We start from the raw sequence: 17859 nt of genomic DNA on the forward strand, positions 1-17859 counted from the left end.
AACTGTCTAAAAAACCATGTACATCAAAGAAATCCCAGATTCCTAAATTAGTGGAATTCTATTTGGCAAAGTGGAAGTTGCTTTTTCAATTAACCCATTTTCAACATGGGGGCTAATTTGAAAATGAAACTGCAGCAGCAAATTCCAGGAAGCAGATGAGAAATTTAGAAGGGAAGGTCAAAAGATCTGACCTTCCCTGAAGTCTATCTGTTTATAGCTGCTGTAAGAGGAGGTATTACCTGCTTCTTCCTGGACAGTATGCCAGGGATATACACTGAGTTATTGACCAGCTCAACGTTGAAGGCCTTGTTAATAAGCTCCTTGTGCTTTCCGACTGCTATTATCTCAGAGCCTTCCTTGTATATGTCTGTAAGTATCAGGGCAACCATAGTGAAGTCTCCGGTCCTTGCCTTAAGGTCCATTGCTTCAATGAGTGGCTCCTTCAGGTCCATTATGGAGTCTGCATCCATCGAGTATACCTGAGCCACTCCGACCTTCTCGTCATCATAGGAGAAGACCTTGAAGTCCTGGTTCAGAATCTCGTCCGGGCTTCTCCCGGCGAGGGATGTACCGTACTTGAACATTTCAAGAGCAAAGCTGTTGACATCGATGTCTGCCAGCATCGCAAGCCTTTCCAGTGTCATCCTGTCCACGTTGGTGGCAGTGGGGGACCTGAATAGGAGAGTATCGGATATTATGGCTGCACAGAGTATTCCTGCTATCTTTTTAGACGGCCGTATGCCGTTCTCAAAGAAAATATTCGCTACTATTGTTGATGTGCTTCCTACAGGCTCATTCCTGAAATATATGGGAGTCCCTGTTGCTACATCCGCTACCCTGTGGTGGTCAATGATCTCAAGGATTTCAGCATCCTCAAGCCCATCGACGGACTGTCCGCGCTCATTATGGTCGACAAGGATGACCTTTTTCTTCTTTGCAGAGATGAGGTGATACCTGGATACTGTTCCTGCAACCTTGCCCTCTACACTGACAACTGGGTAGCTCCTGTACCTTGTCTCTGCCATCACGCCTCTTATGTCTTCAATGTAATCCTCCGAGGAGAAGTATATGAGCTTGTCGCTTCCCATGACATGCCTTACCGGGACTGCCTGCGTTATAAGCCTTGCAGTTGTAAAGGTATCATACGGAGTGCTGAGTATGGTCACTTTGTTTTCCCTGGCCTTCTCCAGAAGTTCAGGACTCATGGTGTTGCTTGTCGTCACAATGATGAGGGCAACCTTCTTGTCGATGCAGAGCTCCTGAGAATCAACCCTGTCTCCGCAAATTGCAATGTCTCCCTCCTCCAGCATCTTTGAAGCGGTATCATTGGAGCCGGATAAGACAAGTATCTTGCCTGAAAATGTCTTTCTCGACTTCTCAATGCTTACTGGCTTTGCAGTAAGAGTATCTATAATATTTTCGAGCGTCACGTTGGCTTTGCCAAGTATGGTGTTGTCCCAGACATCCATGTAGCTTTCGGTTACATTCGTAACTGAGACCACTCCCATGAGAAGCTCGTTGTCATCTATGACAGGAAGGCTCTTCACATTCTGCTTGCGCATCAGGTTCCATGCCATCTTCAATGTGATGTCAGGGCTGACAGGTGTTATCTTGTCAATATCCATGTCCTTCACCTGGAGCTTTACCGTCTCAATCAGCATTGGAGGCTCGACCTCAAAATGGCTAAGTATGAAGCTCGTCTCCCTGTTGATCTCGCCAAGCCTTACAGGAATAGCATCTACAGTTCCCGTTTTGTTTTTGAATTCAGCATAGGCCAGTGCTGCACATATGGAGTCGGAATCGGGATTTTTGTGACCTGTCACAAAAACAGTGTCCTTCAATTCATTGACCTCCTTTTATAACAAATAAAATATCAGATACTGTAAAAAATAAGCCTGCAATACAATCACAGGCTTTTTTTGACGTTATTTCCTCTTCATCTGGATTTGCCTCTTTGGAAGAGGTGTATCCGTCTTGAAGAGATCCTTCTTTGTGGTGATGTTTCTGATGTTCTTGATATCGAACATATCAGAGCCTGTCTTGCCTTTTTCACCCTTCAGACCCTGGAGAAGCACTATGTTTCCCTGGCCGATAGTCATGAATTCTGGCTTCTTGAACCATTTTGACGCCTTGTACACTGCCCTGAGCACGTTTTTCTGGCCTTCAGGCTTGATTATTACAGTTGCAACCAGCTTGTTGATAAGCCCGAAGAGTATCTTCTTCTCCTCGACCTTAATTGACAATACGGTACCGTAAGCCTGCGCCATCCTGTCACCGTATTTCTTCAAGTAGCTGTCTGCATAGTATTTCTGCAGTTTGTCTTTGAACCCCATTATAAAACTCCTTTGATTGTATGATTGCTGATGATAATTATAGCATAACCTCCAAGAAAAAAGTACAAAAAATACTACGATATCCTGAAGCATCGGGTCCAAGTGAAGCTTGTTATGTTAAAATGGGAATGAATAAAGAAACCGGGAGGATGAAAAATGGATAATAAGATGATAGCTGGTATGATAGACCATACTCTTCTAAAGCCGGATGCGACTGATGCCCAGCTTAGAAAGCTTTGCGAGGAGGCTGCAAAATATTCATTCTGGAGCGTCTGCATCAATCCCTGCAACATCGAGAAGGCTAAGGCGATGCTTGAGGGAACTGATGTCAAGGTCTGTACTGTTGTCGGATTCCCACTTGGCCAGATGACAACTGAGGCAAAGTCCTTCGAGACCAAGGAAGCGGTTTTCAGAGGTGCCGATGAGATAGACATGGTAATCAATGTAGGCAGGCTCAAGGACAAGGACTACGATTATGTCAAGGAGGACATCGAAGCTGTAGTACTTGCGGCAGGAGACAAGCTTACGAAGGTCATAATAGAGACCTGCCTTCTGACTGACGACGAGAAGGTAACTGCATGTGAGATAGCGAAAGCTGCAGGTGCAACCTTCGTCAAGACCTCAACCGGATTCTCGACAGGCGGGGCTACCAAAGCCGACATAGCTCTGATGAGGATGACGGTAGGCAAGGAAATGGGAGTTAAGGCTTCCGGTGGAGTCAGGACCTACGACGATGCCATAGCCATGATAGAAGCCGGAGCGACCAGACTCGGGACATCAGGATCAGTTGCAATAGTCACCCATGGCGCATCTGATACTGACTATTGAAGTAAGCTTAATTAGCACATTCCATGGAAATGAGGTATTTGGATGCACAGAGACATTATAGACTCCGAACTTCTCGGGAAAGTAATTGACATTCCTGACGAGCTCAAGGGAAAGGTTCTCGAAATATTCATAAGGGAGTACGAGGACGACGACAAGGAAGTTGCAGAAATGGCTATAAAGATGCAGAAGAGGGCTAAGCGCGTAGCCTATCTCGGAAAGGAAAGTGAGGTCTTCTTCTTTACTCCGGACGAGCTGCCGGATGACAGGAGAAGAAAGCTTCTATCAAAAATGAAAGAGTACGGCTACCAGGTGGAGCATAAGGAAGGATCTCTAAAGAATCAGATCATTACCCTTTCCTGGAAGAACGTATAGCTAAGTATTATCTTTACCCTAAATCAATATATCTGACAGCATGGAAGAGGCGGAGAATTAATTTCTCCGCCTCATGTTGACTATTACATTCGTGATTACATTTCCAAATATCACGAATCCTATCATTATTACAGAAAGTATGTATGCGATGTCCCTGAAACCTTCCGGAGTTGTCGTCATAAGCTGGTATACGTAATAGATTATGACTGCAGCCCCAAGGAATGAAGGTATGTGCCTGATGTACACGTTTCTTGTAAACAGACTGACTACTATGCTGTAGATGCCGCCTGCCAGGAAGAATGCACCTACTATCAGAATCAGCCTGATTGTGCTTGAATCCATGCTATGCTCCTTTCGGACTCTTTATGCAGTCCTTCGTTGTACTTAAGATTATATCATCAGAAGCCCTTCACTTAATTACAAATCCAAGACAGGTGGTGCTAATATGGCAGATTATCAGCTCAGTAAGGATTTTTTCGAAAGGGATGCCCATATCGTTGCAGGGGAGCTTCTCGGGAAGGTAATCGAGGTGAGGGATGGCACAAGCTTTTGTAGCGCTGTGATTAGTGAGACTGAAAGCTATTCCGGCTTCGAGGACAAGGCCTCCCACGCATTCGGCGGTAGAATCACTGAGAGGAACAGGGTAATGTATGGAGAGCCGGGGGTAATATATGTTTATCTGGTTTATGGAATGCACGTGCTTCTGAACATAGTGACAGGAAACCAGGGGTTTCCTGCGGCTGTACTTATCCGGTCTGCATTACCAAGGAGCGGTACTTTTCTCATGTCAGAAAGAAGGTTCGGTAAAAGACCTGACCAGCTCACAGGCAGGGAGATGGCGTCTCTTGCCAGGGGTCCCGGCAACCTTACGAAGGCACTCGGGATAAATATGGAGGATTATGGAAGGCAGGTAAACGGGATTTACGGGCATAGGTCAATTTCGCTCTATGATATTGGATCATCTCCGGAGTATTATTCATCTCCACGCATCGGTGTAGATTATGCTGAAGAATGGGCAGCGGTACCGTGGCGGTTCTGCATGAAGGAAGGTTTTTCCAAGTTCTGAAAACCTTTGGCAACTTTTGAAAGGCACTCAGCCATCTTCTGCGGTATCATCATCTTGTAACTAAAAGCGCATGGAGGTAATTATGAAAAAAGGTTTGAAGATTGTAACAATCGGTGGAGGATCCAGCTACACACCGGAGCTCGTGGAAGGCTTCATAAAGAGACATTCAGAGCTTCCGGTATCAGAACTCTGGCTGGTTGACATCGAGGATGGCAGAGAAAAGCTCGAAATCGTAGGCAACCTTGCAAAGAGAATGGTGAAGAAGGCCGGTCTTGATATTGAGATCCATCTTACCCTTGACAGAAGGGAAGCACTAAAGGATGCAGACTTCGTAACAACCCAGTTCAGAGTAGGACTTCTTGATGCAAGGATAAAGGATGAGAGGATTCCGCTTAAGCACGGCTACATGGGACAGGAGACAAACGGAGCAGGCGGACTTTTCAAGGGCCTGAGGACTATCCCCATAGTCGTCGGAATAACCAAGGACATGGCGGAGCTTTGTCCGGATGCATGGCTCATCAACTTCACAAATCCTGCAGGTATGGTTACTGAAGCGCTTCTGAAATATGGATATACAAAAAAGGTCATCGGCCTCTGCAACGTACCTATAGGCATGGAGAGAATGGCAGCTGAAATACTTGAAATGGACCCGTCAAGGATAAGGATGGATTTTGCCGGACTCAACCATATGGTCTTCGGCAAGGAGATATATGTTGACGGAAAGCCTTTCATGAAGGAATTCATCGAGAAGTACACTGACGCCAATGTTGTTACGACCATGAAGAACATCAAGGACTTCAAGTGGGAGCCAGATTTCATAAGAGGAATCGGAGTCATACCATGTCCTTACCACAGATACTACTTCAAGAAGAGGGAGATGCTTGAATCTGAACTCAAGGCATATGCCGAGAACGGAACAAGGGCAGAGACAGTAAAGAAGCTTGAAGAGGAGCTGTTCGAGCTCTACAAGGATGAGACTCTTGACATAAAGCCGCCGCAGCTCCAGGAAAGAGGAGGCGCATACTACAGCGATGCAGCATGCAGGCTCATAAACTCAATATACAACGACACGATGGACATCCAGCCTGTAAACACCATGAACAGGGGAGCACTTGCCGATATCGCCTACGACTCAGCAGTTGAAGTAAGCTGCATAATCACAAAGAACGGTCCTGTGCCACTTTCAATGGGACACCTTCCGACCGCGGTAAGGGGACTCGTACAGCAGATCAAGGCTTTTGAGCAGACAGCAGCAGATGCGGCAATGACCGGTGACTACAACCTTGCTCTTGCCGCAATGACAATGAATCCTCTGGTACAGGAGGATGTTGATGCCAAGGTTCTTCTTGATGAGATGCTTGAGGCTCACAAGGACCACCTTCCACAGTTTTTCGTAAAATAACAACACGTAACGTGATATTAGAACCAAATGACAGCTTAGTCAGGGGCTTCGGGAACACCGGAGCCTCTTCACATTTTTAACATAGTTTTGAACATTGCTTGAACATTCATTTTATGCAATGTGATTGGCGCAAATGTGGATTATAATAGAAGTAACAAGGACAGCAAGATTAGGCGAAGCGGCGGGAGTGATTCATATGACCGACAAGATAATGAAGGAAATGGAAGGGAGATGGTTTCTACAGTACTCAGGCTGCCCTATGTGGAAGGCCGGGAACATAGACACGATCTCCTTCAATTATACTCTGGAGCACAGGGGCGAGGAGCTGGTGCTGAAGGATGTGGTGGAATACAGGAAAAACGGAAGGATGAGGATGAAATCCGGAATAGATATACCAGGTGATGATGGCAGGACATTCCAGTGGAGAGGAATCGGAGTCGGAAACAAGCTTTTCAGAGGGAAATCCAGGGTACTGATGAATGAGGACGGAATACTTGTCATTTGGTTTGAGAGGACCCTCGGATCCCAGGAATCCATAGACGTGCTTACAAGGAAAAGGCATCTCACCAGCAAGGAGAGTGAATATATACTGGGTATCCTTGAAAAAAACAATGAATACTCAAGGTTTATAGGTAATATAGATGCTGTCAATATAGGATGATGAAATTTTTCTCATAAATTGATTGAAAATTTTGTTAATTCACCAGCCGTTAACCTTTAAAAAGGTTGGCTCTTGGGTTAAAATATAATTAACATAACTACTTACACTGCAAGGGGGCTATAACATGAAAGTATCTATTTATGCTAAGAACATCGAACTAACTCAGGGTCTGAAGGAGGCTGTAGAGTCCAAGCTTGGAAAGCTGGACAAATACTTCAACCAGCCGGTTGAGGCAAGGGCATCGCTTAGCGTAATAAAACTGAATCATACCTTTGAGGTGACGATCCCCTTTGGGCACGTACTCTTAAGAGCAGAGGAATCCACTGATGACATGTACAAGTCAATCGATATGGCACAGGATATCCTCGAGAGGCAGATAAGAAGGTACAAGACAAGAATAGAAAGGAGACAAAGCGGAGAATCTGTAAGATTCAATGAGGCTGCCTTCAACGCAAGGTATGAAGATGAACTGAAGGAGCCAAGGATTGTAAAGACAAAGAAGATTTCCATAAAGCCTATGGACAAGGAGGAGGCAGTACTTCAGATGGAGCTTCTCGGACATGACTTCTACGTTTTCGAGGATGAGAACGGAGACATGGGAGTAGTATACAAGAGAAAGGACGGAAACTACGGCCTGATCGAGAAGGAACTTGAGTCCTGAAGTCAAAATGAATGAAAATACAGGGAGCCTTATGGCTCCCTTTTCGATTTAAAGGAAATTTTAATTAATTTTTGGCATCATATCACTTGGGGGTCCAGTTGTCACTCAGGTTGATATGGGCCGAGAATAGATGGTATAATGTTATTTGTGCCGATATGCACATTTTTCGTAAGTGCAGGGAAATCCCCTGCAATAATTTGGATGGGGTTGAAAAGATGGGATTATTCGACAAGATTTTAGGCACCTACAGCGAAAGAGAAGTCAAGAGACTGCTGCCATTGGCGGACAAGATCGAGGCTCTGGATGCCGAATACCAGAAGCTCACAGATGACGAGCTGAAGGCTAAGACAGCCTGGTTCAAGGAAAGGCTTGCTAATGGAGAGACTCTGGAAGACATACTTCCTGAAGCGTTTGCCACAGTTCGTGAGGCTTCATGGAGAGTTCTTGGAATGAAGCACTTCAGAGTGCAGCTTATAGGAGGAATCGTACTTCATCAGGGCAGAATAGCCGAGATGAAGACCGGTGAAGGTAAGACCCTTGTGGCAACCCTTCCATGTTACCTCAACGCACTCGCGGGAAAGGGAGTACATGTAGTAACTGTCAATGACTACCTTGCAAAGCGTGACCGGGACTGGATGGGCCAGATTTATGAATTCCTGGGGCTTACATGCGGTGTAATACTGCACAACCTCACAAACGCAGAGAGGCGATATGCTTACAGCTGCGATATAACCTATGGAACAAACAATGAGCTTGGCTTCGATTACCTGAGGGACAACATGGTAGTCTACGCTACAGAAATGGTACAGAGAGACTTAAACTTCGCGATAGTGGATGAGGTTGACTCCATACTGATTGACGAGGCAAGGACGCCTCTCATAATTTCAGGGCAGGGTGAGAAATCAACAGAGTTCTACAGGGTAGCAGATTTCTTCGTGAAGAGGCTCCAGCAGGAGACAGACTACACAGTGGACGAGAAGGCAAGAACCGTCCTTCTTTCAGAAGAAGGAGTCTCGAAGGCTGAAAAGACCTTCGGAGTGGACAACTATGCAGACCCGAAGAACATGGAGCTTCAGCACCATGTATCACAGGCCCTCAAGGCGAATTACCTGTTCAAAGCAGACAAGGACTACATGGTCAAGGACGGCGAAGTCATCATCGTAGATGAGTTCACTGGAAGACTCATGGAAGGAAGAAGATATTCAGAAGGACTTCATCAGGCCATCGAGGCCAAGGAAGGAGTCAAGGTCGAAAGGGAGTCCAAGACTCTTGCGACGATAACCTTCCAGAACTACTTCAGGATGTACACAAAGCTTTCAGGTATGACAGGTACCGCCCTGACTGAAGAGAATGAATTCAGACATACCTATGGTCTTGATGTCATCGCAATTCCAACTAACCTTCCAATAACGAGGGGAGACCATCCTGATGCAATATACAGGAATGTGGAAGCAAAATACAAGGCTCTTGTCAATGAGATAAAGGAATCCCATGAGAAGGGTCAGCCGGTGCTTGTTGGTACCATTTCAATTGAAAGGTCCGAGGTTGTCTCGTCACTCCTTAAGAGAGTCGGAATACCTCACCAGGTGCTGAACGCAAAGTACCATGAGAAGGAAGCTGAGATCGTGTCACACGCTGGCGAACCGGGAATGGTCACCATCGCTACAAACATGGCCGGAAGAGGTACTGACATAAAGCTTGGAGAAGGTGTCGTAGGCAACGGCGGTCTTAAGATACTTGGTACAGAGAGACATGAATCCAGGCGTATAGACAATCAGCTGAGAGGACGTTCAGGAAGGCAGGGAGATCCGGGAGAATCCAGGTTCTATCTGTCACTTGAGGACGACCTGATGAGGATATTCGGATCTGAAAGGCTGTATGGGATGATAGACAGCATGGGCCTTGAGGATGATGCAATTGAGTCCAAGATGGTTTCCAAGGCAATCGAGAATGCCCAGAAGAAGGTTGAAGGAAACAACTTTGACGTAAGAAAGACGCTCCTCGGATATGACGATGTCATGAACAAGCAGAGAGAGGTCATCTACGGACAGAGGAGACAGGTCCTTAACGGCATGGACCTCAAGGATAACGTCAGGTCCATGATGAGGAACGTAATAGACTATGCTGTTGGCGTGCATCTGACAGGAAGCGCGAACCGAGCCGATGAGATGAAGAAGCTGAAGGATTTCCTTGGCGATATCATACCATTCGAGGGAAGGGTGGACTCTGATTCCCTGATTGAACTTTCAAATGAGCAGATAGAGGAAAAGCTCTACGATGAGGCTGAGAAGATCTACCAGGAGAAGGAAGCGGAAATCGGCGAGCAGATGAGGGAGATCGAGAGAGTCATCCTCCTGAGGGTTGTCGACACCAAGTGGATGGACCATATCGACGATATGGATCACCTTAAGAAGGGAATGGGGCTTCGTGCGTACAAGCAGCAGGACCCTGTACAGGCATACCAGTTCGAAGGCTCTGAGATGTTCGACCAGATGGTTCAGTCAATCAACAATGATACAATAAAGTATCTTATGCATGTAAGGGTAAGGAAGGAAGAGGAGATCGAAAGGGAGCAGGTCGCTGTGGAAACAAAGACCAACTATGACGACTCACTCGCCAAGGAACCCGTTAAGAAAGGCTCAAAGGTAGGAAGAAACGATCCGTGTCCATGCGGAAGCGGAAAGAAATTCAAGAACTGCCATGGAAAAGATGCAAAATAAATAGGGAGGACCCGTCAGGGTCCTTTCCTCTATGTTTACAAAATGATGAGGGAGTTGGTCATATGCTGCTTAAACTTGCAGAAGCGCTGAACGATGTCAAAGGTATGAAGGATAGTTTGGAAGAAATCCGGGTGTCACTTTGACGTCGAGGCACTTGAGAAGAAAAAGGAAGAACTGATACACAAGATGTCCGAACCGGACTTCTGGAATGATTCCGAAAAGGCCAGGGAAGTATCCCGGGAACAGAAGATGACCGAAGACCGGATCAACGGTTACAAGTCATTGAAGAACAGGATCGACGAGATAGAGACACTTGCAGAGTTGTCTGAGGATGATGACGATATGGCTCAGGAAGTACTGTCGGAAATCGGATCACTGAAGGAAGCCCTTGAAGAAAGGAAGATAGAAATCCTCCTCTCTGGAGAATATGATGAAAATGACGCCATATTATCCCTGCATGTAGGCGTTGGCGGTACTGATGCCCAGGACTGGACCCAGATGCTTCTTCGTATGTACACAAGGTGGGCTGACAAGAAGGGGTATAAGGTAGAAGTACTTGATATCATAGACGGCGATGAAGCCGGTATAAGGGATGCATCATTAAGGATCACAGGACCTCATGCTTACGGCTACCTTAAGGCAGAAAAGGGCATACACAGGCTTGTCAGGATTTCTCCATTCAACGCAAGCGGCAAGAGGCAGACATCCTTTGCTTCCGTGGAAGTCATGCCTGTCCTTACACAGGAACAGGACATTGAAATCAGGGACGAGGACATCAAGATGGATACCTTCAGGTCAGGCGGAGCGGGTGGCCAGCATGTCAACACTACAGACAGTGCAGTAAGGCTGACTCATCTGCCGACAGGATTAATAGCCGCTTGCCAGAATGAGAGGAGCCAGTATTCCAACAGGGATACAGCAATGAAGATGCTGAAATCCAAGCTGATTGAGCTCAAGGAGCGGGCACACAAGGAAAAGATCGAAGACCTTGCCGGAGTGCTCAAGGATATGAGCTGGGGAAGCCAGATAAGGAGCTACGTATTCAATCCTTATAATCTGGTAAAAGACCACAGGACACTTGCCGAAAACGGTAATGTGACTGAAGTCATGAACGGCGACCTCGACATGTTCATCTCGGAATATCTAAAGCAGTCGAACAACGGAACAATAGAAATTCAGAAATAGGAGCATTATGGATATACTTCAAAAGATAGCAAAAGAATTGGGAGTCGCGCTTTCACAGGTTGAAGGTGCAGTGAAGCTCCTTGATGAGGGTTCCACTGTACCCTTCATAGCAAGATACAGAAAGGAAGCCACAGGATCACTTGATGATGAAGCGCTGAGAAAGCTCGCTGAAAGGCTTGTGTATCTCCGCGCCCTCGAGGAAAGGAAGGAAGGCATACTCAAATCCCTTGAGGAGCAGGGTGTGCTTACTGACGAGCTCAGGGCGGATGTGCAAAAAGCAGAGACTCAGACAAGGCTTGAGGACATATACCTGCCCTTCAGGCCAAAAAAGAGGACAAGGGCTACAATAGCCAGGGAGAAGGGTCTTGAACCTCTTTCCGTACATATCATGAAGGGCATGGCTGATGTAAGGAAAGAAGCGCAAAAATACATTTCAGAAGCTGTAGCGACTGCTGAAGAGGCCATAGCAGGTGCAATGGACATCATTGCTGAATCTGTGTCGGAGGATCCGGCCACAAGGGGTTCACTTAGAGCTCTCCTCGCCAGAACTGCAGTCATAATAACAACCGGAAGCAAGGAGAATACTCCATACGAGACGTACTACGACTACAGGGAAGAGGCAAGAAAAATGCCTGGCCACAGGATCCTGGCAATAAACAGGGGAGAAAAGGAAGAGATCCTTAAGGTCTCCATCGAATCCGACACTGAAGGAGCAATAAGGGACTTAAAGTCAAAGTTCCTTTCAGGAAGGGAAGAGAATGACTCCATAATCCTTGAAGCCCTGAAGGACTCCTATAAGAGGCTTATTTTCCCTGCTCTTGAAAGGGAGCTCAGGAACGCGCTGACAGAAAAGGCCGAAGACGGAGCAATCATCGTATTCAAGGAGAACCTTAAATCCGTGCTGATGCAGCCTCCTGTCAAGGGTATGGCTGTCATGGGCTATGATCCGGGCTTCAGGACAGGCTGCAAGATAGCCGTTCTTGATGATACAGGTAAATTCCTGGAGAATACGACAATTTACCCTACGGTACCGCAAAGGGACGTAGACGGGTCTATAAGGAAGCTTAAGACGCTTGTAAAGAAGCACTCTGTTTCGGTGGTCTCATTAGGTAATGGCACTGCATCGAGAGAATCCGAAGAGGTCCTGGTGGAGCTTATTGACCAGCTCAAGAAGGAAGGCACAAACCTTTCTTACGTCATCACAAATGAGGCAGGCGCCTCCGTATACAGCGCATCTGAGCTTGCGACAAAGGAGTATCCGGACCTTGATGTAACAGTCAGGGGAGCGATATCGATCGCGAGGAGGCTCCAGGACCCGATGGCGGAGCTTGTAAAGATTGACCCGAAATCAATAGGCGTCGGCCAATACCAGCACGACATAACTAAAAAGAAGCTCGATGAGTCCCTCACCGGAGTAGTGGAGGACTGCGTCAACAAGGTGGGAGTTGACCTTAACCTTGCGACTCCGTCTCTGCTGTCCTACGTTTCAGGGATCAACAAGACCCTGGCGAAAAACATAGTTGATTACAGGGACGAGACAGGTAGATTCGCCTCGAGAAGCGAACTTAAGAAGGTAAAGAGACTTGGAGACAAGGCATTCGAACAGTGTGCAGGCTTTCTGAGGATTACCGGAGGCAAGGAGCCGCTTGACAGGACATCAGTCCATCCGGAAGCCTACGCTGCAACCAGGACGATACTTAAGGAGCTTGGCTTCAACAAGAAGGATGTCGAGACGGGTAGCCTCAGCGGAATTGAAAAGGCTGCTCAGGAATTCGGCCTTGCAAAGCTAATGGAGCTAACCTCTCTTGGAGAGTATACGATAAGGGATATCCTGAAGGAGCTGACAAAGCCCGGAAGAGACCCGAGAGATGAGCTTCCAAAGCCTCTCTTCAAGCAGGGTGTCATGGATCTTAAGGACCTTCAGGAAGGGATGATACTGACAGGTACTGTAAGGAACGTATCAGATTTTGGAGCGTTCGTCGATATTGGCGTCCACCAGGACGGACTTGTCCATATCAGTCAGCTTGCTGACGTATTCGTCAAGAATCCCCTCGACTTCGTAAAAACCGGCGATGTCGTGGAAGTAAGGGTTCTCGAGGTCGACATACGAAGGAAGAGGATAAGCCTTTCAATGAAGGGACTGGGTAAAAGGAAGTAAATTCAAATGGCGCACCATATGGTGCGCCATTTGAATTCGAAGATATTAAGTTTACTGCCACATGCTACTCCCTCTATTAACTCTTCGCTTTATCCAGGGCTCTTTCCTCAAGAAGTGATAACAGCTTCTTGAATTCCACTAGGTCAAGGTTTCCTATCTTGCCACGGTACGACCTGACAAGTACGTAAAGCGGATCTTCCTTCTTCATTGGCTCCATGTCGGAAACCAGAATGAGAAGCTTGTTTACAAACTTTGTGAGACCATCGTATGTGTTGCTATAGAAGCTGTCCTTATACAGTCCGTAGGGATATTGGATGGTGAATGTATCGAGAAGCTTGTAGCCTTCTTCAATCATTTCCGTGTAAAGGGATACCATTGTCATTAGCAATTCACTCCTTTTCAATTATTATAATGTCATTTGACATTTCTTTCAATAAATAGGTTTTCAAGAAGCAAATCTGTTCGGTAAACGACCATGTAAATATTACATTTTCGAATTGACAATAATATAACGGTATGCTATTATTAATTTGTAAAAATAATAGCGTCTTCAGGGCGGGGTGTGATTCCCCACCGGCGGTATAGCCCGCGAGCCGTAAGGCTGATTCGGTTGAATTCCGAAGCCGACAGTATAGTCTGGATGAAAGAAGATAGATTGCATTTGGTTGCGTCGCCCTGATTTCTTATGGAATCAGGGCTTTTTTACTGAATCGATCTTCTGAGGACAGCAATCTTTAGGAGGAATCATAATGAACATCTCAAAAAAGACCAACGTCATCGTCAAGACCGCACTACTGGTATCACTTGCTTTCGTTCTGAGCTATTTCGAATTCCCAATACTCCCTGCATTCCCGTGGCTGAAGCTTGACCTTGGTGCAGTTCCGCTCCTTATATCAGGATTCGCGTTCGGACCAATGGTAGGAGTACTCGCAGTAGGCTTCAAGGAGCTGTTTGCCTTCATATTCAAGTCTTCAACAGGCGGAGTAGGTGAGATAGCAAACTTCCTTATAGTAGGCTCATACGTACTGACAGCAAGCCTCATATACCTCAAGGGAAAGAACCTCAAATCTGCAATAATCGGAACTGCAGTAGCTTCGCTTGTCCTTACAGCTGTAGCGATCGCTGCCAACATATACATACTCATCCCTCTGTTCTTCAAGGATGGTATGGAAGCATCTTTCTTCAAAAGCTATGTGACCTTCGGACTTCCGTTATTCAACCTGATTAAGGGAGCTGCAGTATCTCTGGTAAGCATACTACTGTTCAGCAAGGTCTCATTCCTCATAAAGAAGGAATCAGGATTCAACAGAAAAGGACTCCACAGCATTTAACATAAGACTCCGATATTTGTTTTACGTGCAGAAGCCCCGGTTACCGGGGCTTCTGTGTTTTATTTTCCAGATATCTCAAGATGCATGTTGTATGCATCCTCTCCATTTGAGTAGTATTTCCTTCTAATTCCAATGGTTGAGAATCCAAGTGATGCATACAGTCTCTGGGCAGGAAGGTTTGACACCCTGACCTCCAGGTATAAGTCAGTGATCCCCTTGTCCTTCAGCCTTACTATTGCCTCCAGCATGAGTTTCCTGCCTATTCCTCTCTTTCTTGATTCTTCCCTTACCGCCACATTTATGACATCCGCCTCATCATACACATACCAAATGTTGATGTATCCTAAAACCTTTCCGTTCTCAAGTGCCACTAGGTTTAGAGAATTATCACTGTAAACTTCCTTCAGAAGATCCTCCCTTGACCATGATACAGGAAATGAAGAAAGGCTTATAGCATGTACATCCCCGATGTGGGTTGGCGTCATGACGGCTATCTCGACATCATCCATTCAGTCTGCCTCTCTTTTTCTCGTATTCATGCTCTGCCTGGCTTTTCCTTATATATAGAGGTACGAGCTCATCAGGATTTTCGGACTCTCCGCTAATTATCCTGTCAAGCATGCAGTAACCAAGATTCGAGGCCTTTGGTATGTCCATTGCCGGCGGAGCCTTGACTACCTTCAGCCCTTTTGAGGTAAGAACTTCAAGGTCTTTTGCCTTAAGTTCCCCCATGACAAGCACCTCTTCATTGAAATCCTTTAGTCTTTCAGCTATTTCCTCCGGGGTCAGTACCTCTGGCTGCATAATGGCTATGAGCCTTCCATCCTCGAACCTGTAGAAAGCGGCATAGTATGCGCCGCGAAGGGCATCGAGCATAGGACAGACTATGCCTTTTGCTCCAAATGCGCCGAAGGCAAGTGTTTCAAGGCTGGTAGACGAGTACATGGGCTTTCCCAGTGCAAGGGCCATGCCCTTTAGCGCTGCCATGCCTATCCTGAGGCCAGTGAAAGAACCTGGTCCCTTAGATACGCACAGGGCGTCAATATCCTTCGGAGACAACTTGAGCCTTGCCATAAGCTCTTCTATCATAGGCATCAGCAAAACCGAGTGCTGAAGGTCGAAATTTATGTCCATCTCGCCGAGCATGGTGTTTTCTGTTATTACTGCAACTGAACAGTTGTTGGTTGATGTATCTGCACATAGTATGTTCAATTCCTCATCTCCTTCAGCCATTCTATTTCGCCGCCAACTGACTTTATAGTAATGACCCTTTCATCCTCTTTATAAGTCTTTTCGATATTCACGTGTATGAACTCCTCCGGAAGTATGCCTTCTATCAGGTCTGCCCATTCGATAAGGCACACTCCGTTGCCGTAAATATACTCCTCGAAGCCCAGATCAAGAACCGATTCCTCATCATGCACCCTGTACACATCAAAGTGGAATAGCGGCAGTCTTCCGTCATAATACTCGTTTATGAGTGTAAAAGTCGGGGACGTAATGGTACCTTTTATACCCAGACCATCAGCAAAGCCTTTGGAGAAATGGGTCTTGCCCGTTCCGAGGTCACCAGTCAGGCATACAGTCGTACCCTTTGTTACATTCATCCCCAGCATTTTTCCTATTTTTACGGTCTCCTCGACTGATTTTGTTATAATTTGCATCTTGTCACCGTTAACCTTAATAAAATCTTCAAACCTTGAAGTCCATCTATTATTATATAATAAGGAGGGAACTTTTTGAAGGAGAGGTGGAAATGCTGAAAAAAATCATTATTCTAATATTGTCCGCGTTTCTGCTTGTACTCGCTGGCTGTTCAGAGCCCGAAGAACCGGATGATGTTCAGGAAGGCAAGACACTTACCATACTTGCGTCAAACAAGATGATACAAGACATGATAAAAACCATATCCGGAGACCTTCATGTTTCATCTGTCATAGTTGAAAATGAATCAGTGCTGGAGAATTTCAATGAAAATGATATTGTTGTCGAAGATGAGAAGCTTGATATATTCTTCCATTTCGGGGCCAGCTATGAGCCTTTCTCAGGCAAGCTTTCTGAAGTGATGAGAAAAAACCAGGTTTCTGTAATCGACATTTCAAGAGGAGTTCACCTCCTGGGATATAAGCCAGCGGAGTCACAGATAGATATGGTCAATCCTTATTATCTTTCGAGTCCCTCAAACTACATCACTGCAATTTCCAACATAGCTTTCGGGCTGATGGAAAAGGATCCGTTCAGAAGCGACCTGTACAATAAGAACCTTGCAGATGAGAAGAAGCGGATTGAAGAGATTGAAGACTGGATAGAAAAAGCGAACCTTGGATCAAGCGACATAGTATATGTCGCTGCCGGAAACGAGCTCAGGTATCTCCTCAACAGCTTCGATGTCAAGCATATCACTCTTGAGGATTTCAAGAAGGGGTTCCTGAATGAAACTGATGCTGCAGTGATCTTCATCTACACGAAGGATGCTGAATATGAGAATGCAACCGAGTTAATCGGAAATTCCAAAGCCTTACCCTTAAAGGTGATTCTCAATGATTACTCCATGGACAGGAAAGAGATATACCTGGAAAACCTTAAGCGGTTCAGGCTTGCAATAGCAGCGATATATGAGAAGGATGCCCCCACCGCTGAAAGCCTACTCCCGTACAGGATGGAAAAGGTTCCTGAAGAAAAGTAGCAAATTAATTTAAAAGAGCCGATGGCTCTTTTTTTTGACCTTTTTGAACCATTTTTTGAAATATTGCAAATCACGTGAAAATCTGCGAGATAGAGGTATAATATATGTGAATTCAGGAGGTGTAGGTATTGGAAAATTATGAATGCTATGAAATGGCAAGGGATCTCTGGATGTCTTACAAGACAGACAATGACTCATCAAAGCTCATCGAGGCAACAAGAGTGCTTGAGGAGTGCCTTGGTAAGAAAACCGAAGATATGGGACTGGTTGCAAAATCAAGCTGGCTCTATTATGTTGTCGTTTCAAACCTGGACCCATCCAGGGAAAAGAATGTCAGAAGGTATGCGGACTATGCAATCACATTGGACAATCGCTACAATATCCTTGACAACAGAAGACTTGACTTGGGTGATTTCAAGGAAGTAATCGAAGCGTTCCAGTAGGGGGAAACAGAGA

The 17859-nt window shown here is 45.9% G+C and carries 19 protein-coding genes and 1 riboswitch; of the genes, 12 read left to right on the plus strand and 7 right to left on the minus strand.

What is annotated here, in order from left to right; genetic code table 11:
• Positions 1-203 precede the first annotated feature (203 nt).
• Both J2Z34_RS09880 and J2Z34_RS09885 read right to left on the minus strand, forming a co-directional pair.
• A complete protein-coding gene (locus J2Z34_RS09880) occupies positions 204-1841 on the minus strand; it encodes a putative manganese-dependent inorganic diphosphatase (protein WP_209459706.1) in 1638 nt (545 codons plus the stop codon).
• Positions 1842-1925: 84 nt separating this feature from the next.
• Positions 1926-2333, minus strand: a complete 408-nt coding sequence (locus J2Z34_RS09885; protein WP_209459707.1) for a hypothetical protein — start codon at positions 2331-2333, stop codon at positions 1926-1928.
• A gap of 156 nt (positions 2334-2489) precedes the next feature.
• On the opposite strand from J2Z34_RS09885, the gene deoC reads away from it, so the two are divergent.
• Together deoC and J2Z34_RS09895 are read left to right on the plus strand one after the other, a co-directional pair.
• Positions 2490-3161 carry a deoxyribose-phosphate aldolase gene (gene deoC, locus J2Z34_RS09890; protein ID WP_209459708.1) on the plus strand — a complete coding sequence of 224 codons (672 nt, stop codon included), beginning with the start codon at positions 2490-2492 and terminating at the stop codon, positions 3159-3161.
• A gap of 42 nt (positions 3162-3203) precedes the next feature.
• Positions 3204-3533 (plus strand): hypothetical protein, encoded by a 330-nt coding sequence (locus tag J2Z34_RS09895; protein WP_209459709.1) that lies wholly within the window; start codon positions 3204-3206, stop codon positions 3531-3533.
• Between the two features lie 57 nt (positions 3534-3590).
• On the opposite strand, the gene J2Z34_RS09900 is transcribed toward J2Z34_RS09895, so the two are convergent.
• Positions 3591-3875, minus strand: a complete 285-nt coding sequence (locus tag J2Z34_RS09900; protein WP_209459710.1) for a hypothetical protein — start codon at positions 3873-3875, stop codon at positions 3591-3593.
• A gap of 103 nt (positions 3876-3978) precedes the next feature.
• Here J2Z34_RS09900 and J2Z34_RS09905 point away from each other — a divergent pair, with 103 nt between their 5' ends.
• The 7 genes from J2Z34_RS09905 to J2Z34_RS09935 all read left to right on the plus strand — a co-directional run bounded on the left by J2Z34_RS09905 (position 3979) and on the right by J2Z34_RS09935 (position 13386).
• On the plus strand, positions 3979-4599 hold the full coding sequence (locus tag J2Z34_RS09905) for a DNA-3-methyladenine glycosylase (protein ID WP_209459711.1): 621 nt from the start codon (positions 3979-3981) through the stop codon (positions 4597-4599).
• Between the two features lie 82 nt (positions 4600-4681).
• Positions 4682-6001, plus strand: a complete 1320-nt coding sequence (locus J2Z34_RS09910) for a 6-phospho-beta-glucosidase (protein ID WP_209459712.1) — start codon at positions 4682-4684, stop codon at positions 5999-6001.
• Between the two features lie 133 nt (positions 6002-6134).
• Positions 6135-6662: a hypothetical protein gene (locus J2Z34_RS09915; protein WP_209459713.1), complete on the plus strand. Its 528-nt coding sequence runs from the start codon at positions 6135-6137 to the stop codon at positions 6660-6662.
• 124 nt (positions 6663-6786) lie between these two features.
• Positions 6787-7323: a ribosome hibernation-promoting factor, HPF/YfiA family gene (gene hpf, locus J2Z34_RS09920; RefSeq protein ID WP_209459714.1), complete on the plus strand. Its 537-nt coding sequence runs from the start codon at positions 6787-6789 to the stop codon at positions 7321-7323.
• Between the two features lie 215 nt (positions 7324-7538).
• Positions 7539-10043 (plus strand): preprotein translocase subunit SecA, encoded by a 2505-nt coding sequence (secA, locus tag J2Z34_RS09925; protein WP_209459715.1) that lies wholly within the window; start codon positions 7539-7541, stop codon positions 10041-10043.
• Positions 10044-10105: 62 nt separating this feature from the next.
• Positions 10106-11228 (plus strand): peptide chain release factor 2 gene (gene prfB / locus J2Z34_RS09930; protein ID WP_209459716.1). Its coding sequence is split into 2 segments (ribosomal slippage): positions 10106-10183 and positions 10185-11228, totalling 1122 coding nucleotides; the frame shifts between segments, so codons are not numbered across the junction.
• A gap of 4 nt (positions 11229-11232) precedes the next feature.
• Entirely contained in the window at positions 11233-13386 is a 2154-nt protein-coding gene (locus J2Z34_RS09935) for a Tex family protein (RefSeq protein WP_425348046.1), read from the plus strand.
• 76 nt (positions 13387-13462) lie between these two features.
• Here J2Z34_RS09935 and J2Z34_RS09940 read toward each other — a convergent pair whose 3' ends face one another.
• A complete protein-coding gene (locus J2Z34_RS09940) occupies positions 13463-13768 on the minus strand; it encodes a hypothetical protein (protein WP_209459718.1) in 306 nt (101 codons plus the stop codon).
• A gap of 160 nt (positions 13769-13928) precedes the next feature.
• Positions 13929-14042, plus strand: a riboswitch (FMN riboswitch).
• 93 nt (positions 14043-14135) lie between these two features.
• Here J2Z34_RS09940 and J2Z34_RS09945 point away from each other — a divergent pair.
• On the plus strand, positions 14136-14717 hold the full coding sequence (locus tag J2Z34_RS09945; RefSeq protein ID WP_209459719.1) for an ECF transporter S component: 582 nt from the start codon (positions 14136-14138) through the stop codon (positions 14715-14717).
• A gap of 59 nt (positions 14718-14776) precedes the next feature.
• Here the strand turns inward: J2Z34_RS09945 and rimI are convergent, their stop codons facing one another.
• The 3 genes from rimI to tsaE are packed head-to-tail and all read right to left on the minus strand — an operon-like array spanning position 14777 to position 16381.
• Positions 14777-15226 carry a ribosomal protein S18-alanine N-acetyltransferase gene (gene rimI / locus J2Z34_RS09950; RefSeq protein ID WP_209459720.1) on the minus strand — a complete coding sequence of 150 codons (450 nt, stop codon included), beginning with the start codon at positions 15224-15226 and terminating at the stop codon, positions 14777-14779.
• Positions 15219-15950: a tRNA (adenosine(37)-N6)-threonylcarbamoyltransferase complex dimerization subunit type 1 TsaB gene (tsaB, locus tag J2Z34_RS09955; RefSeq protein WP_209459721.1), complete on the minus strand. Its 732-nt coding sequence runs from the start codon at positions 15948-15950 to the stop codon at positions 15219-15221. The genes rimI and tsaB overlap by 8 nt, the downstream gene beginning before the upstream one ends.
• Entirely contained in the window at positions 15926-16381 is a 456-nt protein-coding gene (gene tsaE / locus J2Z34_RS09960) for a tRNA (adenosine(37)-N6)-threonylcarbamoyltransferase complex ATPase subunit type 1 TsaE (RefSeq protein WP_209459722.1), read from the minus strand. Before tsaE ends, tsaB begins: the two co-directional genes overlap by 25 nt.
• Positions 16382-16473: 92 nt before the next feature.
• On the opposite strand from tsaE, the gene J2Z34_RS09965 reads away from it, so the two are divergent.
• On the plus strand, positions 16474-17403 hold the full coding sequence (locus tag J2Z34_RS09965) for a metal ABC transporter substrate-binding protein (RefSeq protein ID WP_209459723.1): 930 nt from the start codon (positions 16474-16476) through the stop codon (positions 17401-17403).
• A 128-nt stretch (positions 17404-17531) separates the two neighbouring features.
• A complete protein-coding gene (locus J2Z34_RS09970; protein WP_209459724.1) occupies positions 17532-17846 on the plus strand; it encodes a hypothetical protein in 315 nt (104 codons plus the stop codon).
• The last annotated feature ends 13 nt before the right edge of the window (positions 17847-17859 follow it).

The sequence above is a fragment of the Youngiibacter multivorans genome, from assembly GCF_017873395.1.
Taxonomy (GTDB): domain Bacteria; phylum Bacillota; class Clostridia; order Clostridiales; family Clostridiaceae; genus Youngiibacter; species Youngiibacter multivorans.